Raw genomic sequence first — 25,902 nt, 5'->3', positions numbered from 1 at the left:
TTGGAATGTAAACACAGATAATATGCTGTAAGTGAAATAACAAAAATACCATGCATGATTCTCGTGACAAATTGGGAAGTGATAATAATTGCTACTAAACGATGACCTATCTATTCAATAATCCGACAAAATTTGCAGATGAACTGATTGAAGGATATGTTGCAGCACATCGTAACCAGATACAGCCGGTTGATGGTGGCGTGATTCGGAAGCATAAAGCTCAACCAGGTCAAGTCGTACTTGTTATTGGCGGCGGTTCTGGACATTACCCGGCTTTTGGTGGATTTGTTGGACCGGGACTGGCGCACGGCGCAGCCATGGGAAACGTCTTTGCAGCACCATCGGCACAGCAAATCTGTAATGTGGCACAGGCCGTAAATGCCGGTGGCGGCATCTTATTTTGTTACGGCAATTATGTTGGCGATGTGCTCAATTTCGATCAGGCGCAGGCACGGCTTTGCGCTATGGGTATTGACGTTCGGACGGTAGTTGTAACCGATGACATTGCTTCTGCACCTTTGACTGAGAAACATAAACGTCGCGGTATTGCTGGCACTTTGCCGGTTTTCAAGGCAGCAGCTGTTGCCGCAGATGCAGGAAAATCGCTGGATGAAGTTTTTCGTATCGCAACTGAGGCCAATGAACATGTACGCACACTCGGTGTGGCATTTTCTGGCTGCACCCTGCCCGGTAGCAACAAACCACTATTTAAAGTCTCAAGCGGAAAGATGGAAGTTGGCATGGGGATTCATGGTGAACCCGGTCTCTATCGTATCGATTCGCCAACTGCCGATGGTCTGGCAGAAATGTTGGTCGACAAGCTGCTTACTGAAATTCCTTCAACCATCGTCAATGGTGATGGCGCACGTATCGGCGTGATACTTAATGGCCTTGGTTCTGTGAAATACGAAGAATTATTTGTGGTCTATCGCCGGGTTGACAGATTGCTACTCGAGCGCGGATTGACCATTATTGATCCCATAGTGGATGAATTAATCACGAGCTTTGACATGGCAGGCATCTCACTTACGTTATTCTGGATGAACGATGAGCTTGAGAAAACCTGGATTGCGGCAGCAGACACGCCCGCATTCCATAAGGGTAATATCGTTCGTTCCAATATAGACACGCCCGCAGCCAGTCGAATCAAAGACAAACATCCATTAGAAATTGGTTCTATGGACTCACAATCCGCTGCAGCAATAGTTTTTGTGGCGCTTAAGGCCGCTTGCAAAGTGATTAACGAAAAGAGCGAGGAACTTGGGAGATTGGATGCAATTGCTGGAGATGGCGATCACGGCTTAGGTATGCAACGTGGAATCACCGCGGCGGTTGTAGCGGCAAAAGAAGCGCTTGATGCCAAAGCAGGTGCTGGAACACTACTTACAGTTGCTGGCGACGCTTGGTCAGATCGAGCTGGTGGCACATCTGGCGCCCTATGGGGCGTTATCCTCCGCAGTCTAGGCAATGCTCTGGGTGATGAGGCAACACCCCAAGCATCAACAGTTGCTGTCGGCATTGCTTCGGCGCTTCGCGATGTAACCAATCTTGGGAACGCACAGTTGGGCGACAAGACGCTTGTTGATGTACTTTTTCCATTCTCATCAGCACTTGCTACTGCGGCATCTCAAGGGCTTTCGATTGCCGATTCTTGGGCCGTTGCAACCGATATTGCAAATGAAGCAGCTCAATCCACCAAGAAGCTTCTACCTAAAATTGGCCGCGCACGTCCTCATGCGGAGCAAAGTCTCGGTACGCCCGATCCAGGTGCTATTTCGATGGCTCTGATCATTACCGCGATTGGGAAAACAATTAGCTTCTTGTAAAATGTATGCAATATTTCATAAAAAATAATGCTATTTCCAGAATAGCGGTGGCTATAGCTGAAATTGATGCCGTAATTGGCTTGCTTCCTTCTCACGAAGAAACTCCATTGATTATTCCGAATACAGCTGATCAGTTAACACAAGAGAGCAACCTGTTGGACAAGCAAGATTTAATTTATCGGCATGAGCATTTTTTTCATTCTATTTCAACACTTCCAATCAATTATCGTAATACTCTGAAAAGGGGCATTGTTGAATGTATGTCAAAAAAGCAGAGGGGGAGATTCTATTGATGTTTAACTTAATTGCGCCTCAACGTAATGATCACGATGATCATCTACAAGTGGAATCATACATTGTGATCGCCCTTTTTCATCGGTAACTAAGTTATTGATCACGATACCGTCCAACGTTACATGGATCTCATGACCTGGTTTCTCATTGTTGCATTTGACGTTGATGTGATAGTAAGTCTCGCGAAAGCGATAGTGGATACTATAGGCTCTCCAATGAGGCGGAATGCACGGCGCTATGCGTAGATGGTCCACTTCCAGTTGTAGGCCCAAAATCGTTTCCACGGTTAGTCGGTACATCCAACCCGCTGCTCCGGTATACCAGGTCCAACCGCCTTGGCCAATGTGTGGCGCTACACCATATATGTCCGCACACATGACGTATGGCTCAACCTTGTAACGCTCGACTTCCTCTGGTGTTCGACCGTGATTGATAGGATTGAGCATGGTAAACAATTCCCAGGTACGCTTCCGGTCACCTAACATGGCAAACGCCATTGCGGACCAAATAGCAGCATGGGTATATTGGCCGCCGTTCTCACGAATGCCTGGCACGTAACCTTTGATATATCCCGGTTCAAGTTCTGATTTATCGAAGGGTGGATCGAACAGTTGAATCAACTGCGTATCGCGCCGTATCAAGTATTGGTCTACTGCATCCATCGCTTGGCACGCGCGCACAGAATCCCCACCACCGGAAATGACCGACCAACTCTGACTGATCGAATCAATTTTACACTCCTCATTGCTGGACGAACCCAGGGGTGTGCCGTCATCAAAATAGGCTCGCCGATACCATTTGCCATCCCATGCATGATCCTCGATATGATCGCACAACCGTGCAGCCTGTTGTTCACAAATATCAGCAAAAGCTTCGTCTCCTCGCCTCTGTGCCAAGTTGGCAAACATTTCAAGGTTCGCATACAAAAACCATGCTAGCCAAACGCTCTCGCCCTTGCCGTTACGGCCGACAAGATTCATGCCATCGTTCCAATCGCCACACCCCATCAACGGTAAATGATGATCGCCAAAGCGCAAACCATGTTTAATGGCACGTACGCAATGTTCATAGAGGCTTGCCGCTTCCAGGGAGCGTTGCGGCTGGTCGTAGTAAGCTTCCTCTTCCGAATATAGCTCGCGACCTTCCAGGAAGTGAATCGACTCATCAAGCACGCCGATATCGCCAGTCGCCAGCACGTAGCGGCAGGTAGCATATGGCAGCCACAGATAGTCATCGGAAAAATGAGTACGTACGCCTTGTCCGTTAGGTGGATGCCACCAGTGTTGCACGTCACCTTGGAGAAATTGCCGTTCGGCGCAGCGGATTATTTGCTCACGAGCTAACCAGGGTGTCGCATGGATTAATGCCATGGTGTCTTGCAATTGATCACGAAAACCGAAGGCGCCACCGGATTGATAATATCCGCTTCGGCCCCAGAGTCGGCAAGATAGTGTTTGATAGATCAGCCAACCATTGGTTAATACGTTCAAAGCGGGATCTGGTGTTTCCACATACACCGCGCCCAATGTATGGTTCCAATACCCCCATACCGCTTCCAATGCTTGCCGGGCACCTGAGAGTCCACCGTATTGCTGAATAAACTGATGCGCTTCATCGACACTTTGAGCTGCGCCGAATATAAATACGATCTCGCGTTCTTGTCCTTCAGCCAGTTCGAGATGTGTCTGGATAGCTGCGCACGGATCGAGGCCAGCCCCGATCCTTCCTGACAAGCGCTTGCGCCGCATCGATGCTGGGTTGGATAGTGAGCCATTGCGACCGATGAACTCGGTACGATTCCCAGTTACTGAACGCTCTTGTTCGCTGACTTTTACAAAGACGACTCGCTTGGCGTACTCGCGGCCATAAGCATTGCGAGCAAACAGCGCTCCGCTGTGTGGATCCATTTCAGTCACTATGTGCATCTGATTGGTGTGGCGCCATTCACCAAGCACCAATTCCCAGTAGCCGGTCAACGACAATCGCCTTGTGTGCTTGGAATGGTTGTGCAGTTTGATCAGCACGAATTTCACTGGCGCGTCCATGGCAACATAGGTATGCAGTTCCGAAGAGATGCCAGCCTGGTAATGTTCAAACACGCTATATCCAAACCCATGGCGGCACACATATCCGGATTGACCACGGGTTGGCAATGGCGTTGGCGACCAGAAAATTCCTGAATCTTCATCACGGATGTAGAACATCTCGCCACTACTGTCACTCAATGGATCATTATGCCAAGTAGTCAATCGGAATTCATGCGCATTGTCCACCCAGGTATACGCACTACCACACTCACTAACAACCGTACCGATATGCGGACTGGCGATTACATTGGCCCACGGCGCAGGCGTATTTTTGCCTGGCTCTAGAGTAATAACATACTCGCGCCCATCGGGCGTAAATCCTCCCAAGCCGTTGTAGAAAATCCGCTCACGCGTTGCTAATGGACTGGCTTGTTCAGAGACCGGCAGCAGCAACCGGGGTTCAAGGAGATCAGAAACACGTTCAGACGATATGCGACGTTCCAATGGCTCGATCAATGTTTCGGCTGTATCGCTAAACACGATGCGCGCGACCGTTTGGAGCAAAACCCTCTCATCTTCGGAAAGCTCTTCAACACGCCGTACAAAGACGCCTCCTGGCTTCTCGATTATTTGCGCGTCAGCCCCTGCATTAATCAATCCTATGATCTGATCATGCAAATCTGCCCTATAGCCTGAGAAATCCTCGTTTACGATTACCAGATCAGCAGACAAACCCTTCATTCGCCAATAGGCATGGGCTTGAATTGCTTGTTTTATCAGATCGATACGATTCAGGTTTCCGATTCGAATCAGTATAATTGGCAAATCACCTGAGATGGCAAAACGCCAAAGCCCGGATTGACCCAGTTGGTTACGCACAATGACACTGGGAGGAGCGCGACGCAAGGCATTGCTGTATATGACGGAGCTGGCAAGACGACCGTAGATTTGAGCATCAGCTTCGGTAATATTGAGATGACGTAGCACTTCCTGACTTTGAAACCACGCCATTTCAAAGGCACGTTCCACAAAGTGCCGGTCACAATAGTTTTCCAACAACCCCAAGGCCGCTTCGCGCGTGCTGGCGATTCCGGAGATAATTTGCACCGTAGCCGATTCATCTGGCAATAATGTGATAGTGCGACGGATTGCCACGATCGGATCGAGCACCGAACCATCCGTGTTCGACAAAGTTGATATATGATTTCTGGTATCCATCATCACAGGATTGGCCGGTGTTCGTCCCCGCCCGATGAATTGAACTCGATCCGTTTCATAGGACGGTTCATCAATCACTGCGCCCGGAGCCGCTAACAGATGAAACATCCATGGTGTCTGTTCTTCCATCGTGCGGCGACGCCGTGTGCAGAGGATCGCCTGCCGATCGCGAACAATTTCGGTTTGCACGAACAAATTACTGAAACTACGATGAGCCAAATCGGAATTCAACGGCGCCAACACCACTTCTGCATAACTGGTTACTTCAATATGACGGATGCGGGGAGACTGGTTAGTGAGTGTAACACGGCGAATCTCGACATTGTCTTCAGGTGAAACACAGATCTCGGTGTGCGTTTCTATCGATCGATCGCGGCGACGGTATTCCGCACGTGCTTGGACAAAAATCGCCTCATAGTGATCGGCCTTGCATAGAGTAGGCTGATATGCAGTGGACCAATAATGCCCGGAATCACGGTCTCGCAAGTAAATGAAGGTGCCCCAACCATCAGAGGTGGCATCTTCGCGCCAACGGGTGACAGCAAGATCGCGCCAGCGACTGTAACCGCCTCCGGCATGAGTCGCCATCACGTGGTACTGTCCGTTGGATAGCAGATGCACTTCCGGTATCAGTGTGTTTGGATCGGTAAACACACGCATGATCTCGCCGGCTTCTGCAACTGCCGGGCGCGCAGCGGCATTGACTTCCGCCGCGTGTGGATGCAATGTTGCTCCTTTTTTCGGTATACGCTCCTGCAGCAACAATTTCGTCGCCTGAATAAGCGGGTCCGACATAAAACGACGCTGCATCGGTTGATTAAGCAATATATGCTCAAAAGCCAACAGACTCATCCCCTGATGATGCGCCATGAAGGTACGCACAATGACGCTGGACTTGCCACGCGGCACACGTGCTGGCGTATAGTCGACAGCTTCATAGAACCCATACGCGCCGAGCAAACCGTTGGCGACTAGTGTTTGTAAATTATGGCATGATTCATGTGGCATCACCGTCAGCGCCAGTGCGCTGGCGTAGGGCGCAATGACCAGATCGTCTCCTAACCCACGCTTGAAACCGAGTCCCGGCACTCCGAATGCCCGGTATTGATAGATTTGGTTTATATCGGTGGCGTTATAACAGGATTCAGAAATACCCCAGGGAACATCGCGTTGCCGACCGTATTCGACCTGACGCAACACTGCAGCTTTGCATGTTTGCTCCAATAAAGTGTTTTCGAAACTTGGCATAATCAAGCGCGGCATGAGGTATTCGAACATCGAACCGCTCCACGAAATCAGACTTACGTCCCCACCATGGCTGGTCAAAAGTCGGCCCAGTGCAAACCAATGCTTTTGAGGAATTTTCCCCTGCGCAATCAGTAGAAAACTTGCCAGACGCGCTTCCGATGCCAGCAAATCATAGCATGACTGATCTCGGCGTCGCTCGCCTACGTCATAACCGATAGCCAGCAAATCACGCGCTGCATCGTAGAGAAATTCAAAATCCATTATTGCAAATTGGCGACAACGATCCACCAAAGCATTGATCGTTTTAATCCGCTCCTGCGCACTTCTAGTTGACACCCTCGTTTCCGTGCCTGCAGATGCCAATTCAGCGAGAGTCGGAATATTATTTAAGTGTAGTGGTTCGGATACCAGATATCTAAGGTCTTCTTGAAATGCGCTGATTTGCAGAACAAATGTCTGCGCCCAATAATACAGTTCGCCGTCGATATCGATATCTGTGGGTAAACAAGCAATCATCTCCTTACCAATACGCTGCAACTCAACCAAAAAACTATCGGCGATCACCAACGTTTGTACAGATTCGTCCAATGTGAACATGTGCAGATTGTGTTCTAGATCTTTAATTTTCTTTGCCATATCCGAAGCAAGTAATTCAGGTACATGTTCGGCAAGTACTCGCAAAGTATCCTGCAATCCTTCAAAGGTATTTTTTGACAAAATCGGTTGATCTTTCAACTCGATTAATCCAGCTTGTAAGGTGAGCAAGCTACCCACAAGGTTTCCACTGTCCACTGAGGATACGTATTGCGGATGTAATGGTTTCAGTGTTCGCGTGTCGTACCAGTTGTAAAAGTGACCAAGGTAGCGTTCCAGCTTTTCCATCGTGTCCAGTGTATTTTGAATTCGAAACAAAAATTCACCAGCGGAAATGTAACCAAAATCATAGGCAGACAAATCAGCCAGCAAAGCCATACCGATATTCGTGGGTGATGTGCGTGTGGCAATGGTTTGAGTCGGGTATTCCTGGAAATTGTCGGGCGGCAGCCAATTATCCTTTGGCCCGACGAACTGCGCAAAGTAACGCCATGTTCGCCGCGCCGATTTACGCAGGAACACACGTTGGTCCATCGTCAGTTGGGGGAACGGGGATACCAGTGGTTTACTGATCCACCAACCGACCACAGGCGACAAGAACCATACAAGTAATATAGGCACACAAAACAGCAATTCCGATAATTGTTTACTTTCTAACAGCAGGATCAGCAACACTGACAAAACAGGTCCGATCCACATCTCCTTTACAAAATCGGCCAATGTGTGGCATGCATTACGACGTGCATAGGAAGGTAGATGCCACAGCATCAAGCTACGTCGCGTAAATAACATGCGAAAACCCGAGTACATAATTGCACTCAAGCTAATTAGCGCGTCATAGGGCAATAAAATCAACGTCAGTAACGACAGTGCAATGGGGCGACCGGCTGACTTGCTGGTCAGACTAAAGTGCACCAGCCAGTCACGATCTTCCGGTTTACGGATTAATTCGATCACGCTTCCCACTAAGCCGGGCAAGAACACCACGCTAACGACCAGCAAAATCCAGAACCAAGCTGGCCCTGGGCCGAATAACCATCCCCCTACCAATAATGCCAGTAGTGACAGCGCCACGAGACTACGTCGGAGATTATCAAATATTTTCCACATTAACAAAGAGTTGAGTGGATTTGGCCGCCATTTTTCTTTCGATCCATTGGAGCCAGGTGGTCCCGGAACACGCGGAAGCAACCAACTCGCAAGCTGCCAATCACCGCGTATCCAGCGGTGTCGTCGACTAGCCTCTATGACGTAACTGGCCGGATGCTCTTCAATGAGGTCGACATCGGTCACCAGTGCACAACGCGCATATCCACTTTCCAGCAAATCGTGACTGAGAATAAGATTCTCGGGAAAACAACCATCAACGGCCTGACGAAAGGCATCAACATCGTAAATACCCTTACCAATGAATGATCCTTCGCCGAAGATATCCTGATAGACATCGGATATTTCGCGCGAATAAGGATCAATACCCGATTCGCCCGCGAATAATTTAGTAAATCGTGTTTGACTTGCACTGGTTAGACTGATTGAGACGCGCGGCTGCAGAATTGCATAGCCTTCGACAATGCGGCGTTGGTCAGCATCGTATATCGGTCGATTGAGCGGATGAGCCATGTTACCGATCAAAGTACGCGCTGCATCGCGGGGAAGTTGCGTGTCGGTATCAAGGGTGATGACATATTGAATGGACGAGAGAATAGACATCTCCCCAACAATATCCGAGAACATTGTTTTTTTACCGCCGCGCAGCAAGGCATTGAACTGTTCTAGTTTGCCACGCTTGCGTTCGTACCCCATCCATACCTGTTCATGTGGATTCCACACGCGTGGCCGGTGAAACAAATAGAAAATACATGACCGATCGTCTTGATAGGTAACGTTAAGTGCCTCGACCGCAGCTCGCGCATAAGCCAATAACGCATCATCCTCTGGTTGCGTACATTCCAGTGCATCACGGAAATCTGTTAGCAGAGCAAAGTACAAATTGGGATCACGATTACCAAGATAGCGGATCTCCAAAGCGCCAAGCAGCTCATCAACATCCTGCGGTTTGCTCAGTAAAGTGGGAACCACAACCATGGTGCGGTGAGCCGCCGGGATTCCCTGCGAGAAATCCAGTCGCGGTAAGATACGTGGAGGCAAGCACAGCGTGACCAGCAGATTAATCAATGAAACTGCCAACGCCGAGACACCTATGACGCCAGCAATCGCAAAAAACCAGAAGCGCCAATCATTCGGCTCAAGGCTTTCGAATGAGAAAAGAGCGACCGAAGCCGCCAATGCGGTAAGCATCAGGATCGGTCCAAGATAAAGAATCAGGTTGAGATGCTGACTGGCACGGCCGACTTTTAATTTCCACGGTATTTGGAAACCGACTTTACTTTCCAAAATTGGTCGGCCCTGATCAATCAGATAATATCCAACATGCGCTGTACGATTGTGAACACCCAATTGTTCAGTTGCGGCCTGCGCCAAAGCAATAACTTCACGAGCCACCGCCAATTCACTATACGAACTTCTTCTCGCCACATCTTCAATGACATGTCGATAGCGATCGCGCGTGGCAAAATCTTGCAAGGCATGCATTCCCGCTGGATCTGCCCGCAAAGTTTCTTCGACAATACTCAGCGACTCGACGAAATTCCTCCAGTCCATGGTGCTGATAAAACGCAAACTCCCGATACTGTTGGCAATGGAAATCTGATTGGCGGCACCAGTTCGACCAGATGCTTCTGACAATTGTGCTGCCGTTATTCCCTGCTCCAGCAATTTTTGCTCGACCCAAGTTTGAACGAATGCCATTGCTGATCCTTGAGCCTGTAGCCGGGCATAAAATTCCTCCACAAAAGGTGCAGTCAAAGGCACGTCGGCATTAGCAAACTCCGACAACAGCTGAATAAGTTGCTTCGGTTCCTTTTCCGCGGCTGCAAGCATCCGATCTGCCCAGATGATGGCTGCATTGAGCTCTTCACGTCGACGGGCAATACGTAATGCAGCACGGCGAATATTTTCTAGTAGCGCCAATTGCAACATGATTGGAAATGCCCATAACTCACCTAGCTTTAGCGGCTCAACGGTCTGGTAGGCAGCTACAAACTGGATAAGGTTTTCCTTGTCGACACGGCCATCCATGTGAGAGATGAGCTGCAAAGCCAAGTCATAGATGCGGGGAAAACCAGCCGATGAGCCATTTGCCAATCGTGGTAATTGACGGCTGTACCCGCGTGGTAAATGTCGACGCGCTTGGTTGATCTGCTGCTCAATGAGATAAAAATTATCCAGCAACCAAGCCTCTGCTGGAATGATTCGTTGTCCCGGTGCTACTGCGACAGTCACAACGTCATAAGCCGCCATAAGCACGCGTTCATTATCTGCGAGCCGTGGTAATAACCGGTCCGGTCCGGGATGTGGGTCGATCTTGTACTGCCCTGCCAGTATCGCCCCTTGACGTTTCAATTGCTCAATGCTGAACAACTCGGAACGAAGTAATTCCGTATCACGGGCGTTACGGAGTACATTCGACGTTTGCGCTGAGAATCCGGGCACCATGATGTTGATAGCATTCTCCTTGTTTAAATTCATGGCAATCAGTGTCACAACGATTTTTTGATCCTTGATTGCCAATAACTGTCTTGAGTCTGCTCGACTACTCTGGAGACTTATCAGTTTGAGTCATGCTGTACCAGTTGACCCCTCCTATCAGTGATAATACGCTCTTTCAAATTCAATCGGAGAGAAAATTCTTACAGCCTTCAGTAGCTGACCTGATGATTAATGAATCAGGCACCGAAAGTCTTTTTAGCTGAAATGGAATGGATGTGACGGTGGCAAATCAAGTTTGCGCCAAATATATGTCAGAAAGGTGGGTCACCAACATCAGGAATAACTCAATGCAAACCAATTATTTAAGGGTTAACGATGGACCAGATCGGCAAAGTGGAAGATATCTTACTGCAGGCAATTCGAGATGACAAAGCGCTACCAAACGATACTTAAACGATTTAAAAAAAATGTTGCAATGAACTTAGGAAAATTCTCACTGATAAGTTGAGAAGTGACGATATTGCTCACCGAAAATTTAGCCCTGACTTTTTACACCAACAGAGGATAATTCCAGCGTTGGCCCCTAGTTGAGAATACCTACATAGCTTCATAGCTCATCGTTTTTTGTATTGACGAAGCCGTATTCGTTCAAATGCCCCCGTTGAGAATTATTATGTTCTCTCACCATCAATTACTTGATTACAAACACGGAGGCATGATCGATATCAGGTTTAACCTGAACTACCATTCCTTATTACTTGAGGATAATTAAGGTTATTTGGTTCCATCTTGGCAATCTGATGCATGTCTTGTGGGCTACCTATCGCATGACCAGTAGACGTCGTTACAACTGCCGCCAAGGTGAACGTGATTGTATAAAGGACTGTAATTGCATAAACCAAAATTAATTGAGGTGCTTTTATTAACTCTCTAGTTTCCATTGATTTTACTCCTTTTATTGGTCATATTTGCAAGCAGCATAAATGTCCGACTGACTTACAGAAATAACCCCATTACTAATACGCTCTTAATGGTTGACAATAAAATACTGATTGAACAACCTAACAGCACATCACCTTAAGTGATCAAGAGCGAGCCAATTAAGGTTCGATACATATTAGTTATTTAATTACAATAACAACCCTAATTACTTCTCCGACAAATCTAAATATCTCACCTTGGAACACATAATACAGAGTGGTTATTGCTGAGAGAAGTCCAAAAAAACGAAACATTTTGTTTCCATATAGGATACAATGATAGTATGCAAGATCTTAATCTTTTCGTAATCTTTGCTCGAGTTGCCGAAGCAGGAAGTTTTTCGGAAGCGGCGCGGCGTATGGACATCTCTCGTGCAGCGGTGAGTAAGGCCGTAGCCAAACTTGAGAAGGATCTCAGTACGCGATTATTTCTGCGCAGTACTCGGCATCTTAGTTTGACTGAGACAGGTGTCGCGCTTTCAGAACACGCAACTCGCATCCTGGAAGAAGCTGAACATGCCGAACGGGCAGTCAACAGCCTTCATGCTGAGCCGCGCGGCACCCTCAAAGTGAGTGTATCGAGCTCTTTCGGAACGCGTCATGTCGCACCGGCACTTCCGTGTTTTCTTGATCGTTATCCTAAGATCAAAATTGACCTGACCATTACCGATCATCCGGGTGATTTGATAGAAGAAGGATATGATGTACAAATTCGCGTGACAAACGAGCCTGATCAGAATCTAGTAGCGCGCAAGATTGCGCCTGTGCGTCGCATATTGTGCGCGACCCCTCAGTATTTCCAGCAATGGGGCATGCCACAGACGCCAGCAGATCTGGAAAAACATAACTGTCTCGATTGTGCGCTTTCAGCCGAACAGGGTTACTGGCGTTTCAGCGGACCAAAGGGCAAAATCAAGGTTCCAATATCAGGAACTCTACGTATCAATGATAATGATGCACTGGCTCAGGCAGCTCTTCACGGATTAGGAATCGCTTTGCTACCTTCTTATACTATTGGCATGGAATTACAAAAGGGGCGACTCCAGATCGCGCTGCCAGAATATCTATCGGTAGAGCGTCATATTTATGCCTGTTATCTCCCAAGCAGGCATTTGCCCATCAAGATACGCGCTTTTATCAATTTCCTATCCGAATACTTTGGAGCTATACCTTACTGGGATCAATCTTTAAAATAGGCTGAGCTTCAGTCAAAATCCAATTTCAAGCTCAATGATTATGAAACGTTATCACGCGATGATTACGATTAAAAATTAAATTCAGCGATTTGAGCAACCAATAAGGTTACATAGGTATCGCTATGGATCATAAATGGCACTTAGTTGGATTCTTACATTACCTTCCCTTAACTCACTACTCGATCAAGGCAAGAAATGGGGATCTACGGATAAATGATTCCCCATCCTGCTTTCTATCTCTGCAGCCAACAGCGGCTTGAAGAAATAAAATCCCTGAAAGTGAGAACATCTCTTTGACGCCAGGGAATTAAGCTGATTCTCAGTTTCCGCGTCCTCGACGAACATTTGTATCTTCAAGCCATGTCATAGCGAGGATGACAGAGACGATCGCAGTATTGTCGGGATTATCGCGAATGTCGCACACCAATGAACGATCGATTTTCAGCGTATCGATCTGGTAGCGTCTAAGATAACTCAGGCTAGAATAACCGGCGCAAAAATCATCCACTGAAATTTCTAATCCCATTGCACGAAGTTGCTGCAGTGTCTTGATCGTTTCCTTAACATTTTCTATCAATTCATTTTTGGTGATTTACAAAATCAAACAGTGCCCCTGATCGCTATTTCCTGCAATACTCGATCGTCCACATCGTGCCCTAGTGAATCATTGATAACCTGAAAATGATCCAGGTCGATGTGGACAGTAGAGTTACTAGCTTCCGGTCGCGGCTAATACCGAAAATAAAGGTTTTTTCCTTTAAGACAACCAGCTAAACCCCATGAATCGCTTCACTTGTACCCGGACATAAGTACAGAGCACAGGTTAATCGGTGCGCTGGTTGACTCTGGCCATGATGCCTAAAAAATATGAGGTACAGCGACTTAACCCGCAGGCAGTTCTACATAAGTTCAATTCAGAAATAGCTTGTGTGCAAATTGTCATTCTAGTTTGCCAGTCAAATTATTTTCGCCGCATTGTTAATCAATATTTGTCGTTTTATCGAAGTATCCAGAAATGTATTATCATTGGATCATGGTTGCTTTACCTTACGAAGGTACGGTTTTACTGTTTTCCAACCTTCGGGATAAATCCTCTCAGCTTCTTCATTACTAACCGAAGGCACGATAATGACATCTTCCCCTTGCTGCCAGTTCACAGGTGTTGCAACTTTGTGTTTTGCGGTTAACTGCATTGAGTCAAGTACACGCAAGATCTCATTAAAATTACGACCGGTAGTCATGGGATAAGTCATCATCAGTTTGATGTTTTTATCTGGACCAATGATAAATATGGAACGCACAGTTGCATTCGTCACCGCTGTTCGCCCTTCCGCTGAACCCGTTTCATCCGCAGGAAACATATTATAGAGTTTGGCCACATGAAGATCCGTATCTGCAATTACTGGATAGCGAATGGGTGAACCACCGACTTCTTCAACATCTTTCAGCCATCTTTGATGATCATCGAGCGGATCAATGCTAAGACCAATAATTTTAGTATTGCGTTTATCAAACTCTGCTTGAATGCTGGCCATATAGCCTAATTCTGTTGTACAAACCGGGGTGAAATCCTTAGGGTGCGAAAATAACACCGCCCACTTATCTCCAATCCACTCATGGAAATCAATCTTTCCTTGCGTAGTTTCTGCTTGAAAATTGGGTGCTTGATCATTAATGCGTAACGACATAAATCACTCCTCCGTTCTTGGTTACTTAAAAAGTTTGGCAGTAAATAGTGCCACTGAAAAATGGATATGAATAATTGTTCCTAAGTGTGCAGTCCACACATGAGTAACAGTATATTTGAAATCCTATGGAAAGAATTACAATTCAATTTTAATCTGGTAATCATGTTTATTTAAAACGAGAAATCTTGGAAGCTTTTTCTCTACATTCTCCGTATCTTTATTAGACGGTTCATGAATTTAATATAGACTAGGCTGATGTACTTTAACGATAGAACAAAAAAAACCGGGATTAATCTATGATTGTTCGAACTGTACAGCTTAGTTGGATCTTAAAAATAGAAGGATGGAATATTCTGTTTTTTCTTATATATGGGTATCTGATATGTGCTCTGAATTCATACTTCTTCTTTGAGCACATGACCATTCCCGATAGCGAAATCAGTGTCTTTGGAATCACCGTGGCTATACTGCTCGGTTTCCGAAATAATGAGGTATACAATCGATTTTGGGAAGCCAGAACTGCCTGGGGTGATTTAACGGATTCCTCTCGAAATTTTGCCTCACAGATTATGGGATATGTCCGATGTCCCGAAAAAGAGAAACAAGCATTTCAAGAGACGTCAGCAAATATTCATGGCAAACTTATCTACCGACATTTGGCTTTTCTTAATGCGCTTCGCTTGCAATTGCGGCAGGAAGAAACCCGGGATGAGTTGAAACCATTTTTATCGGATTTAGAATTTCAGGAACTGAATAAGGCAGTCAATAAAGCGACATTATTGAATCATCGACAATCCCAGCGGTTAAATGAGCTGAAGATGTCTGGATGGATTGAGCAGCAAGCCTATGTCTTTGGGCTCATGGAATCCATTAAAGCGTTTTTTGCGGCTCAGGGAAGTTGCGAACGGATTAAAAATACGCCTCTGCCACGCCAATACGAATTTTTCACCAAATCCTTCGTCTGGATTTTCGTTTTGCTGCTCCCATACGGACTTGTTCAGCACCTCGGATGGGGAGCCTTCCCGATGTATGTTGTGCTGGCTACAATTTTTACCATTACAGAGCGCATCGGAAGCCGCACAGAAGAACCATTCGAACGAAAACTAGAGGATATTCCGATGTCTTCCATTTGCCGGAATATCGAGATTGACTTGCGCCAGCAACTTGGAGAATCCTCAATTCCTCCGTCGTTAGGACCCAAGAATGGTGTTCTGATGTAACCATTTTCTTCGGCAGCGTCACTGTCGCTATATCTCTAAGACATGGACAAATATAAGCAACTTGCCACATTCCTAACCACCAACACCAAAATAAAAACAGAAGGCTTCTGTACAACTTCCCATTCTAACCCCATCACAGATTGAAATCGCATGGGACAATTGGGTCTAAATGGGATATTCTGAATTTTTCACAGGAAACATTAGGCAACATTGGACGACATTAAATTGAGCATATTATGAATATAAAAAATTCAATCGAAACCAAACTTCAATCTCTGCAACCCCAATTCCTGAAAGTAACCAATGAAAGTCATATGCACAATGTACCGAAGGGATCAGAATCTCATTTCAAGGTGACGATCGTTTCGGATGAATTCAATGGAAAATTACTTTTAGTCCGCCATCGAATGATCAACGAAATCCTAGCTGAGGAACTTGCTCACTCCATTCATGCGCTCGTTTTGCACACAATGACTAGTGAAGAATGGTTTGAGAAGAGCGGAACGCCCAATCATTCTCCGCCATGCCTGGGAGGATCAAAATCAAAATAAATTTGTAATAGCCGCATATTAAATTATATCGAGTCGATTAAAATTTTATGCTAACTCAGTTACCTAAATTCTGGTTAGATGCGTTTTATGCAGGGCTGGCTGCAAGTATATTTTCAACCATTGCACAGATATTGCTCTGGTGGTCATTCTGGGATGTGCTGCCTTGGATTTTATATCGGGATGCACATTTTGCTGCTGCGATTGTATTGGGACAGGAAGTATTATCAACCCCAGCAACATTGGACTGGCAGATTATGTTCATTGCCACAGGGGTCCACTTTGGCCTCTCAATCATCTACGCTATAGTACTTTCCTCGCTGATACGCCATCTTGATATAAAAAACTCGCTGATCGTGGGCAGTTTATATGGCTTAGCACTTTTTATTATCAATATGTATGGTTTTGTTATTATTTTCCCGTGGTTTGTTGCAACGCGAGACTGGATTACTATTGCGGCTCATGTAGTCTTCGGTGTTTCTGCCGCAGGTATGTATAAGGCTTTATCCAAACGGTAGCCCAATAACACATTCGTTGTCGGCTTGTACTTTTTATGTATGTTAATTTCTACCCGGTCATTGACAGATTTTTTGTGCCTGATCGAAGGGATATAATAATGAGTGAAGAAAAGAAAGGGATTACCGTCTATTATGATGGCGCATGTCCCAGTTGTATCAAGGATCGAGAAAACTACGAGAAGCTGGCGGGGAAAAATGCGGAAGATATATGCTGGTTCGACATCACCGGACAGAATAGCTATCTACGTGACATCGGAATTGATCCCCACAAGGCTCTAACTGAGTTGCATGTTCGTGATGAGCAGCAGCAGATATTATCTGAATTAGATGCTTATATTCTGCTGATGTCCAGAGTATCTCTATTAAAACCATTGGCTTGGTTAATTGGTTTACCCGTGATTCGACCATTACTGTCGTCACTCTACCATCGAATGGTTAGTCGGCGATTGAAAAAAACCGGACGCCTGTAGAGCCTGTAAGGCTGTATGAGGGATGCCGTCAAAAATGAAATTAGGGATTTAGCAGCGAATAGATACATAGTATCGCTAGCGAACATAAATATTATCTAACAGAATAGTTGTGGAAAAACGATTTTAGTCCTTACGATATTTCGAAGTGAGGTGCATACCCAAAGCCGCTCCCAATGCCACACCCACTCCAATCAAGACTAATGGCTGTTTATGCAATTTTTCCCGTACATGTTCTACCGGTTTACCGTTGCACCGATTGGAAACAGAATCATCGACAGATCCAGGTTCGTTTTTTGCATTGCTCATCAGATACTCTTTTTTTCTGTTTCTACTTACCGTTTCATCTGAATTAGTGTCTTTATTTTCACCAGCAACTTGGGTATCAGCTTTATTATGTTTTCCGGAAATGATAAGCCATCCCACTCCCAAGCCAATTAATGCTGTTGCAGTCGGATTTTTTTTTGCTACTTCTATCAACAAGTTTGCAGAAAAATTGCTGCTTCCCAATATTTGGTCACTAAAATAATGAAAAGTTTGTTCCAACAATTGATCCGGCACAAGGCAATCCTGAATGTCATCAAGTGTCTCGCTGATATGGTTACGCGTTTTTTCTATATCAGCTTCTATTTCTCGAGGGTCTCTGTGCCCATTATCCATTTATTTTATCTTCCACCATATTTTTATCTCGTTCTAATGAATTCATTACTCGAGGTGCCAAGCTTCTCGACTTCAGACTTGATCTGTTAAACACAATCAGCATGTATCCAATCAGACTTGTTACCATGCCCACAATCAGTGCCGCCAGCCAGGGTGAATAATCAGGTGGCAATATTTCAGCGAGTCCATAGACAACAGCATCTAGAATATAAATAAGACCAACCAATAACAATCCGGCGCCCATTGCCAAGCCCACTAAATCGCGCTGGATTTCAGATCTATTTTCCGACATTTCCGCTATAGCCAGCTCTGTTTCTTGACGAACAAGGTTCGATGTTTGCTGGGCTAAATCTCTCAATAAATTACTAAGCGTACGCCCTTGCTTATCAGTCTGCATTATGACCCCCTAGTATTTCCGGATGACCGAACGCCCAAATTATTTTGATTACTCTTTTCAGAGACGGTTACGTCGTCATGATTACTTGAATCTTTCAACAATTTAGTCAGAAAAAAGCCAGCGATGGCAGCACCACCCAGAACAAGTGCTGGTTGCTTCCGTGTGTAGTTTTCAAAATCGTGCACCAAAGCGCCGAAATCATTTTCGCGAAGCGACTCAGAAATTTTGTCCCGCTTCTGCGCAGCTTGTCGAGCGCCGTCGGCGATCCAGGAATGTTCATTTTTTAAGTTTTCTGCAGTGATTGCAAAAGCTTTTGCAACGCCACTTATTTGACACGCCACGTTTTGCAGGTGCTGTTCAGCAATTTTACTTGCTTCTTGTTTAACATCATCAATGACTTCACTTGCATATACTTTAGCTTCATTAACCATTGGTTGCCCTTCCTCCTCGGCGTCATCCATAGTCCGATTAACTTTCTTAAGCGTGCGTTGATGAGATTGCAAGTTCTCATGTTTTGCATTTCTGAACATGGATTGTGACACATTAATTTCCTGTTAAAGTTATGACATGAAGAAACGGGTTGAAACTAAATACTGCCAATAAATCATCTGTATCTATATTGCTGCTATTTCGCTTTGTCATCAGTTGGCTTGTAGAAAATGTGTTCACCGACTTCGACCGTTCTGATGTATTCTTTGGACCAATCTGGGGTCACTTTCTTATTGTGAAAATACATAGCCCCATCGGTCGAGTCTTTAAGCTGTTGGTTAAGTGCCTTACGGGCAATTTCTTTCGCGCGTGTATAAACTGCCTCTTCTTGTGCTGCATCCGGACGCCCGTCGCACCACCATGAAAATTGGCAGGCGCCTTGCTCCTGGCCTTGCTTGACAACACCACAGATAGTATTGGGGAAGCCTGCGTGACCCAGTCGGTTAATAACCACGTTGGCAATGGCTTCCATTTCTGCATTATCAGTGCGATTGGCCTCCCAATAAATGCTGCGCGCAAGACAAGTGATCGCATCATCCAAGGGCTCATCACCGGTTGGATCGACCGCACGCGCTTGAAGTCTAGTAATAGTTTCGTCTGGCTCCGGTAATGGCGAGGTATCACCGCTATTGGCGGAAGCCATCTCCTCCAGCACCGCTGCCTTTTCCTTAGCAACGGATGCCTCCTTCTTCCGAGTTTGATCAGCCGCGATCGACACGTCCACAAAAAGAAGCAGCACAAGACAAATTGAAATCAATATCTGTTGCATAGTAGCCCCTTTCTTCAAATGTTATACAAATCAATCATGTCTATATTTATTAACCGATCTAGATTACTTTTTCCGGTTTAAAATAAAAGCTTTGATTCAATAAAGATGACGGTAAATTTCTTATATAAGCAATTTGCTTATATAAGCACGATTAATTTCTTCACTAGCAAGCTCTAAAATAATAGAAGTCAAGAATTCCAAATCCAATGTGTAATTGTGTAAATACCGCCAATCAATTTAATTATGTCCGATCATAGAGCCTATCCGGATTTAAGCTCTATGATCAGATTAGCTTTCAATCTACTCAGTTAGTTACATTTGTTACAAAAATCATCAACTTGTTTCTCAGCCTCTTCTTTGGCAATTCCATATCTTTCCTGCACTCTGCCAACAAATTCCTCGCGATTTCCTTCTATGATATCCAGGTCATCATTTGTCAACTGGCCCCATTGCTGTTGTGCTTTACCTTTAACCTGATTCCAATTGCCTTTAATTTGATCCCAATTCATAATGAATTCTCCTTAGCAAGTTTTTGTTTCATTAATTAAATTTAAAAATGATCAGAACAATAAATTGCTATTCTCACCATTCGATATTCATAATAACTGCTGAATTTAGTTCAGTATGTGCGATAGTTAACATTGAAGAATCTCTTTAGATTCATGGCACAGTTAACACCGGTACATTGACAGCTTTTTTAAGCGGAAACTCTGCGGTTAATGTCTATGCTGCTTTAGGGATTTCATGCAGGCAATCGATGTAGTACGTATCTGGTGTTTTTATACAGAAGCAACTAGTTAGCACACTGGACTATCGCCAGGACAACACCTTCCAGAACGCTCCGTCGAACACAATAAACAGATAGATGATCCCACGTTTCATAAAAATGTGTGATGATTACTACTCAAATGAAATTTGAAGGGACGATGAATTGATTCCGTGGCAGGTAAGGATACTAAGATCTGCCTGATGATTTTTGCCGATCGCTGGTTTACGGTAGCGTGCACAAATTCACACTCATTCTTCACAAACGTTGCTTTTTCGTTTGCCGTAAGTTACACCACTTGAGTTGCATAAGTCGGAAACTTAAGAACAGTCCGAAATTGCAAAATCACTTCTCCGACAACTATTAGAAGCTATGATTTTCAATGGTAAAAAAGTAAAAATTATTATTGATTTATTTATTGCGTTGACCGGTTAAGTTCATATAATATATACGCGAATGTTTACGTAGATTATTAATTAACAACTTTTTAGCAGGCCGTTTAAAAACATTTTCGAGGCAGCTGATACAAGGCAAAAACAGGCGAAAGCGCAGTTTAAGCTTAATAATTGAGCATATTGAACCTGTTTTTAAACCGTAGCAGCAACTCAGATAGTTTTTCTAGACCTGTTAGCTCAGTGGAGACAATTATGTATAAGAGTGGGCTCGGGGTTTTAAGAGATCCTATTACGGGCAACCACCTTGTTAAGGTTTGTCAAAATAAAACTATTCAAACAAATGCAGTCGCTCAATACGTTCAAGAAGGTCTAAATAATGGCGATGCGGTTGTTATTATTGGCAGACCTGAGCTAAGAAAAGCTGTAATCGATTTACTGAATTCACTTGGCTTGGATACACAATCTCTCAAAGATCAAGGTCAGCTTAAGTTATTTGATGCAGAATTTCTATTATCAAGCTTGTTAATTAATGATGAGATTGATGCGCTGGTTTTTCAAAAACACGTTGCAATCCCCATTCAGGCCTTATCATCCAAATATGGCAAAGTCCGTATCTTTGGTGAAATGATAGATCTGCTCTGGCAGCAGGATAAACACGATACAGTCATGCAACTGGAAGATTTCTGGAATAATTTATTCCAAACGATCGACTTCTCGTTGCTCTGCACTTATTCTCTAGATCATATTGATCCAGATACCTACGACAATTCTCTGGAACGTATTTGCAGATGCCATACTCATCTTATTCCTATTGAAGATTCTGATCCAGTTGGATCTGTATTAGGTGGGGCAATGTTTCAAGTTTTTGAGTCAGCGTGGAACCGTGTGGTAGAAAAAATAGCGGAACCGACAAAAGGCTCTACGGACTCAACACAGATGCCACCCGTTTAACGACGACTCCTTATTGAGACGCAATCTGTTCCATTTTCTCTGTTTATGGCATTAACCATTCCATTTTCATTAGCAAGTCCATGCAATGATTACAATTTAACGGCAATCCTGCTTGAGTTCGATGCTTATTAAGAATTACCTTATTTATACCATCGTGTCCTTTTTCCATAAATTTAACAAAATAAAAAAGTCCTCTTAAGCAGCTACTGAAGTTTTAGCATCAATTATCCAGCGAGTTGACTCTTCTTTTACAACACGATAACACTCGCAGGCATTGCCTTCAAGTTTCTCTCTATTAGCGAGATCTATGTGACCGCGACTATATTCTATCATTCCTTCTTGCTGCAATTTTTTTGCTACAACAGTGACACTTTCGCGACGAACCCCGAGAATATAGGCAATTAACTCATGAGTAATTGACAGACTATTTGAGTCACCACGATCAAAACATGAAAGAAGCCAGGTACATAACTGCTGTTCCAATGCATGCCGTCGATTACATGCAATCGTTTGTGACATTTGTAAAAAGAGTGCCTGAGTATAGCGAAGCAACAGCTTACTTAATGTTCCGGCACGGCGACCTCCACAGCGGGCTAAAACAGTTTGTAATGCTTTTATAGAAACTCGATAGCCGTGGCCTTCCGTCTTGATAATTGCTTGCGTCAGCGGTTTATCATTACCCATTACTACTGAAACTCCCAACATGCCTTCATTGCCCACCATTGCAACTTCCACGGAGGAACCATCTTCCAGGCAATTTAATAAAGAAGCAACAGCTGTAACTGGAAAATAGGCAGATTTCAATTGATCATGAGCTTCGAATAATATTTCAGAGTGCAACATCGGTATAAGCTCAAGATGTGGAGCCAAGTGTTCTAACTCTGACTCGCTTAACGCACTTAAGATTTTATTTTGTCTAGGATCACAGGAATGTATTGACATGATATGTAATTAATAGCTCTAATAAAATATAAATGATACTTAATTAAGAACAGTTTAATTGATCTTTTTATAACAACTTTGAACTAACTCGAACACGGCCAAGGGTCGAATTAATTCATATTCAAATCCGGTCAATATTGCAAGTATTATAAACTAAATATCTATTGACGGTTGCGGTACCCATTTCAGATGCTTCACCTTTAATCTGACTTCTGTTAAAAGAATTCATAAACAGTGTTGAATTAGGTGTTTCAGGATCCGTCCAATCGACTTGGCTTCCAAATTATTAATATGCATACCCCTGCGGCACGAATTAAAACACCTAACATAGAATCTATTACTATTTTTCTGCTGGAAGCTGATGGTGACGAGTAACGTTCAGCTTCTATAATGCCTGAGATCTGATGCTGTGAACAGCTTTAAGAACCACAATAATGCACTGATTTTATTATTTTATCAACGAAACATTTTCCTGATTAGCGGTCAATCAACTTGTTGAATTCATTTAATCGGGTGTCTTATTTCCGGCAAAATCCATAGGTGCAAGTATTCGCCTGCGACTTGGGCAATAAAGTAATTTCGACTACTCCGCACGCAATAATTCGGCTATCCACAGGCACTCATTAATCAAGAGTTGCGACTCGAACATGATAATTGACAGGATAGTAGAATAGTTTTTGTTTTAACAGGCCTTTGAAGTTAATACCCTATTTACGAGAATTAGTTTCCTAATTGAATTATTTTATTTCGGTCAGTTATCGTCGTACGCACCAAAGAAGTGTTTACTCGTCTTCCAAAAAACATCATTTGTGCCTGAGCATGGATGATACCTCAGTGGTTTGCCAAAATATTTTGATGGCTAATATCCGCCTCATCAAAGAGCACGGAGAAGTTCAACCCAATCTTGGGTATTTTACTCATATCATTGCTCCTTTTTAGCGCAATGACAAAACTTAACTGCTTATTCAATTTTCTAGCACCACTTCAGTGATTCATACCTCTTTTGTTGTTCATAATCCAACTGAACAGCTCGCCCCGTAACACAGACGAATATCCACACTGTTTTTTCCAGAACCCTAAACTTCGAAGATGTAGAGTCTCGGAAAAACTAAATAGAATTCAAAAAATGATTACGGGGACGAGTAGCCAACACGCTGGGCATATAGCTTAATAGTTTGTTCCGGAAGGACTATTTGGATTCGCGTTGGAAGGTACATTTGAATTCATTCCCGATGAACTACTCGGGGGAACTCCAGGAGACATGGGCGTATTTGAATTTGCTCCTGTAGGGTCGTTTGGCTTAACTAAAGCAGGGTTATGGCGATTCACATTGGCAGGATCACTGGAATTAGAATTTGACTGTAATTTCTGCAGTGAATCAGTATCAGAGGATCTGCTCTGCTCTTGTGAAGATTGAGATAAGACCGACATGCTGGCTGACATTAGAATTGCACTCATAAGGAATACCAATGCCATTCTTTTACTTTTATCCATTTCATCACTCCTTTCAGACTGTTAACAAGGGATAGCATGATGCATTTTAATCATAATTACAGTCTGTACGTGTCCGCACAATATTAAAGAAGATGGCTACAAACTTAAACAACAAGAAAGAATGCCTTAAAAATCACTCTAGTACACCTTGCTACTGTATTATCTCTATGGCCGGATCCCGGAGTCTGCGAATAACAATCACTTCGAGCATCGAAAGAAACTTATTGTGGAATAACAAGATTCCTTAAACTTTTTGCAATCAGCAAAACCAATCCCTCTGTACGCAATCGCACATTCAAATTATTCATTTTCTGTAACAATACAAAGGTAAATTTTGCGCAATATCAACCTAAATGCGAATTTAGAAATGTATACATATATTTACTCTATCCTCCGATCCTCAAACTACTGGATATATTTTTTCAATTAATACTTAGGAGATTTCACCATGACACAATTAAACAGCCGCAGCTTGGCTTTTATTTTCGCTTCGTTTTTTGTTCTATTATTTAGTTCGAGTTATGTTCATGCGAGTGAAGCTGGAGAATATATTGATGACACTGTCATTACTACAAAGGTCAAAGCGGCGCTTTTCAACGAACCCGACTTAAAATCCACTGAAATCAATGTGGAAACCGTGAAAGGTATCGTTCACCTGAGCGGTTCTCTCAGCAACCAAGCAGATATTGATAGAGCAGTTGAAGTTACACGCAATGTTAGTGGCGTTTCATCCGTCGAGAACAATATACAAATTAAGTGAATAAACATTACTGCATTGACTGATCCATCAATGCAGTAACAAACCAGGCTTATCAGTCACTACGATTCATCTCTGAGTAATCATTCGTATCAGTAAGAAAAAGTAACCGCTTGCACTGAAATTGTCGCTGCATTGCTCTAACGTAAAAACCTCACAAGTATCAATGCTTTATTTCAAGATTCGATTCCGAATACAAGCACATTAAAACGCCATCACTAGTATAGACGACGCACGTTCGAATTGGCGATGTCTTCAACCACTCATCATGGAACCATACAACATTCCACATAATCAAATTTTTAATGTGTAGCATTTTAAGATAAACCGAACAGCCAACGGAAACGAAAACCGGAGCAATATGTAAAGTAATTTATAGAAATGCTCAATTATAAAAGCTCGCCAATCCTGAGTAATCCGGATATTTATTGGATAAAAATAATTATGGAGCTTGTTTTATGCTATACAAAACGTCCCAGCAATCGGGCCATTGTTTCTTTTAGCCTACTAAATATTGATCTGTGTTCCCATTTTTCGAGCTCAATTGGGTTGGAATTAGCTATATCCTGAAAATATACAGCCTCCATTTGCTCCGCAAAATCATAACCAAGAATTACTGCATTGATTTCATCATTATCCATTGCACTACGCCAATCAAGATTGCTGGATCCCACGCAAGACCAGATGCTATCTATCAGTGCAGTTTTTGCATGTAGTACTGTGCCTTGCCTTTCATAAATCTTCACACCGCCTTTCAGCAATTCCGAATAATGCGATCGTCCTGCATGAAATGCTATTGATGAATCAGAATGGCCTGGCAACATCAACCTAACATCTACGTCTCGACCTGCAGCATCCACCAAGGCTTTGATAAGCTGAGGGTCCGGCACAAAATAAGCATTTGTAATA

At 44.1% G+C, this 25,902-nt stretch carries 21 protein-coding genes and 1 pseudogene; 9 read left to right on the top strand and 13 right to left on the bottom strand.

The window, feature by feature from the left end; translation table 11 throughout:
• The first annotated feature begins 101 nt into the window (after nt 1-101).
• Nucleotides 102-1,826: a dihydroxyacetone kinase family protein gene (locus C7H79_RS10745; RefSeq protein ID WP_106707266.1), complete on the top strand. Its 1,725-nt coding sequence runs from the start codon at nt 102-104 to the stop codon at nt 1,824-1,826.
• Nucleotides 1,827-1,831: 5 nt separating this feature from the next.
• Nucleotides 1,832-2,119, top strand: coding sequence for a hypothetical protein (locus C7H79_RS10740; protein ID WP_106707265.1), 288 nt, complete (start codon nt 1,832-1,834; stop codon nt 2,117-2,119).
• Between the two features lie 3 nt (nt 2,120-2,122).
• Here the strand turns inward: C7H79_RS10740 and C7H79_RS10735 are convergent, their stop codons facing one another.
• The gene (locus C7H79_RS10735) at nt 2,123-10,762 is read right to left on the bottom strand and encodes a glycoside hydrolase family 94 protein (RefSeq protein ID WP_106707274.1); all 8,640 of its coding nucleotides are present in this window, start codon (nt 10,760-10,762) and stop codon (nt 2,123-2,125) included.
• Nucleotides 10,763-11,487: 725 nt separating this feature from the next.
• Complete coding sequence (locus C7H79_RS10730) at nt 11,488-11,697, bottom strand: hypothetical protein (RefSeq protein WP_106707264.1); 210 nt, start codon at nt 11,695-11,697, stop codon at nt 11,488-11,490.
• 323 nt (nt 11,698-12,020) lie between these two features.
• On the opposite strand from C7H79_RS10730, the gene C7H79_RS10725 reads away from it, so the two are divergent.
• The gene (locus tag C7H79_RS10725; protein ID WP_106707263.1) at nt 12,021-12,932 is read left to right on the top strand and encodes a LysR family transcriptional regulator; all 912 of its coding nucleotides are present in this window, start codon (nt 12,021-12,023) and stop codon (nt 12,930-12,932) included.
• Between the two features lie 319 nt (nt 12,933-13,251).
• Here the strand turns inward: C7H79_RS10725 and C7H79_RS10720 are convergent, their stop codons facing one another.
• The 3 genes and pseudogenes from C7H79_RS10720 to C7H79_RS10710 all read right to left on the bottom strand — a co-directional run bounded on the left by C7H79_RS10720 (nt 13,252) and on the right by C7H79_RS10710 (nt 14,620).
• A complete protein-coding gene (locus C7H79_RS10720; RefSeq protein ID WP_106707262.1) occupies nt 13,252-13,524 on the bottom strand; it encodes an EAL domain-containing protein in 273 nt (90 codons plus the stop codon).
• Between the two features lie 8 nt (nt 13,525-13,532).
• Nucleotides 13,533-13,640, bottom strand: a pseudogene (locus tag C7H79_RS19455) (diguanylate cyclase); the annotation flags it as partial.
• A gap of 323 nt (nt 13,641-13,963) precedes the next feature.
• Nucleotides 13,964-14,620: a peroxiredoxin gene (locus C7H79_RS10710; protein WP_106707261.1), complete on the bottom strand. Its 657-nt coding sequence runs from the start codon at nt 14,618-14,620 to the stop codon at nt 13,964-13,966.
• A gap of 296 nt (nt 14,621-14,916) precedes the next feature.
• Here C7H79_RS10710 and C7H79_RS10705 point away from each other — a divergent pair, with 296 nt between their 5' ends.
• From C7H79_RS10705 to C7H79_RS10690, 4 genes are all read left to right on the top strand, one after another.
• Complete coding sequence (locus C7H79_RS10705) at nt 14,917-15,840, top strand: bestrophin family protein (RefSeq protein WP_106707260.1); 924 nt, start codon at nt 14,917-14,919, stop codon at nt 15,838-15,840.
• Between the two features lie 236 nt (nt 15,841-16,076).
• The gene (locus C7H79_RS10700) at nt 16,077-16,391 is read left to right on the top strand and encodes a BolA family protein (RefSeq protein ID WP_106707259.1); all 315 of its coding nucleotides are present in this window, start codon (nt 16,077-16,079) and stop codon (nt 16,389-16,391) included.
• 47 nt (nt 16,392-16,438) lie between these two features.
• Nucleotides 16,439-16,906, top strand: a complete 468-nt coding sequence (locus C7H79_RS10695; RefSeq protein ID WP_106707258.1) for a sodium:proline symporter — start codon at nt 16,439-16,441, stop codon at nt 16,904-16,906.
• A gap of 98 nt (nt 16,907-17,004) precedes the next feature.
• On the top strand, nt 17,005-17,376 hold the full coding sequence (locus C7H79_RS10690) for a thiol-disulfide oxidoreductase DCC family protein (protein ID WP_106707257.1): 372 nt from the start codon (nt 17,005-17,007) through the stop codon (nt 17,374-17,376).
• A gap of 123 nt (nt 17,377-17,499) precedes the next feature.
• On the opposite strand, the gene C7H79_RS10685 is transcribed toward C7H79_RS10690, so the two are convergent.
• The 5 genes from C7H79_RS10685 to C7H79_RS10665 form a co-directional block, all read right to left on the bottom strand.
• Nucleotides 17,500-18,033 carry a DUF3618 domain-containing protein gene (locus C7H79_RS10685; RefSeq protein ID WP_106707256.1) on the bottom strand — a complete coding sequence of 178 codons (534 nt, stop codon included), beginning with the start codon at nt 18,031-18,033 and terminating at the stop codon, nt 17,500-17,502.
• Nucleotides 18,026-18,430, bottom strand: coding sequence for a phage holin family protein (locus tag C7H79_RS10680; protein WP_106707255.1), 405 nt, complete (start codon nt 18,428-18,430; stop codon nt 18,026-18,028). The genes C7H79_RS10685 and C7H79_RS10680 overlap by 8 nt, the downstream gene beginning before the upstream one ends.
• Nucleotides 18,430-18,972: a hypothetical protein gene (locus C7H79_RS10675; RefSeq protein ID WP_172592413.1), complete on the bottom strand. Its 543-nt coding sequence runs from the start codon at nt 18,970-18,972 to the stop codon at nt 18,430-18,432. Before C7H79_RS10675 ends, C7H79_RS10680 begins: the two co-directional genes overlap by 1 nt.
• A gap of 83 nt (nt 18,973-19,055) precedes the next feature.
• The gene (locus C7H79_RS10670; protein WP_242447256.1) at nt 19,056-19,658 is read right to left on the bottom strand and encodes a cell wall hydrolase; all 603 of its coding nucleotides are present in this window, start codon (nt 19,656-19,658) and stop codon (nt 19,056-19,058) included.
• A 338-nt stretch (nt 19,659-19,996) separates the two neighbouring features.
• Nucleotides 19,997-20,197, bottom strand: a complete 201-nt coding sequence (locus tag C7H79_RS10665) for a CsbD family protein (RefSeq protein ID WP_106707252.1) — start codon at nt 20,195-20,197, stop codon at nt 19,997-19,999.
• A gap of 904 nt (nt 20,198-21,101) precedes the next feature.
• Here C7H79_RS10665 and C7H79_RS10660 point away from each other — a divergent pair.
• Nucleotides 21,102-21,800: an MEDS domain-containing protein gene (locus C7H79_RS10660; protein WP_106707251.1), complete on the top strand. Its 699-nt coding sequence runs from the start codon at nt 21,102-21,104 to the stop codon at nt 21,798-21,800.
• A gap of 195 nt (nt 21,801-21,995) precedes the next feature.
• On the opposite strand, the gene C7H79_RS10655 is transcribed toward C7H79_RS10660, so the two are convergent.
• Together C7H79_RS10655 and C7H79_RS17690 are read right to left on the bottom strand one after the other, a co-directional pair.
• Entirely contained in the window at nt 21,996-22,742 is a 747-nt protein-coding gene (locus C7H79_RS10655; RefSeq protein WP_106707250.1) for a Crp/Fnr family transcriptional regulator, read from the bottom strand.
• 1,167 nt (nt 22,743-23,909) lie between these two features.
• Complete coding sequence (locus tag C7H79_RS17690) at nt 23,910-24,236, bottom strand: hypothetical protein (protein ID WP_147383585.1); 327 nt, start codon at nt 24,234-24,236, stop codon at nt 23,910-23,912.
• Between the two features lie 448 nt (nt 24,237-24,684).
• On the opposite strand from C7H79_RS17690, the gene C7H79_RS10645 reads away from it, so the two are divergent.
• Nucleotides 24,685-24,996, top strand: coding sequence for a BON domain-containing protein (locus C7H79_RS10645; RefSeq protein WP_106707248.1), 312 nt, complete (start codon nt 24,685-24,687; stop codon nt 24,994-24,996).
• A 458-nt stretch (nt 24,997-25,454) separates the two neighbouring features.
• Here the strand turns inward: C7H79_RS10645 and C7H79_RS10640 are convergent.
• The coding region (locus tag C7H79_RS10640) for a phospholipase D-like domain-containing protein (RefSeq protein WP_242447255.1) at nt 25,455-25,902 on the bottom strand (448 nt) is incomplete at its 5' end.

It is taken from the genome of Nitrosomonas supralitoralis (assembly GCF_003011925.2).
In the GTDB taxonomy this organism is placed as follows: Bacteria; Pseudomonadota; Gammaproteobacteria; order Burkholderiales; family Nitrosomonadaceae; genus Nitrosomonas; species Nitrosomonas supralitoralis.
Note: the sequence above shows the minus strand (reverse complement) of the source record. Positions and strands in the feature narration are given on the sequence as shown.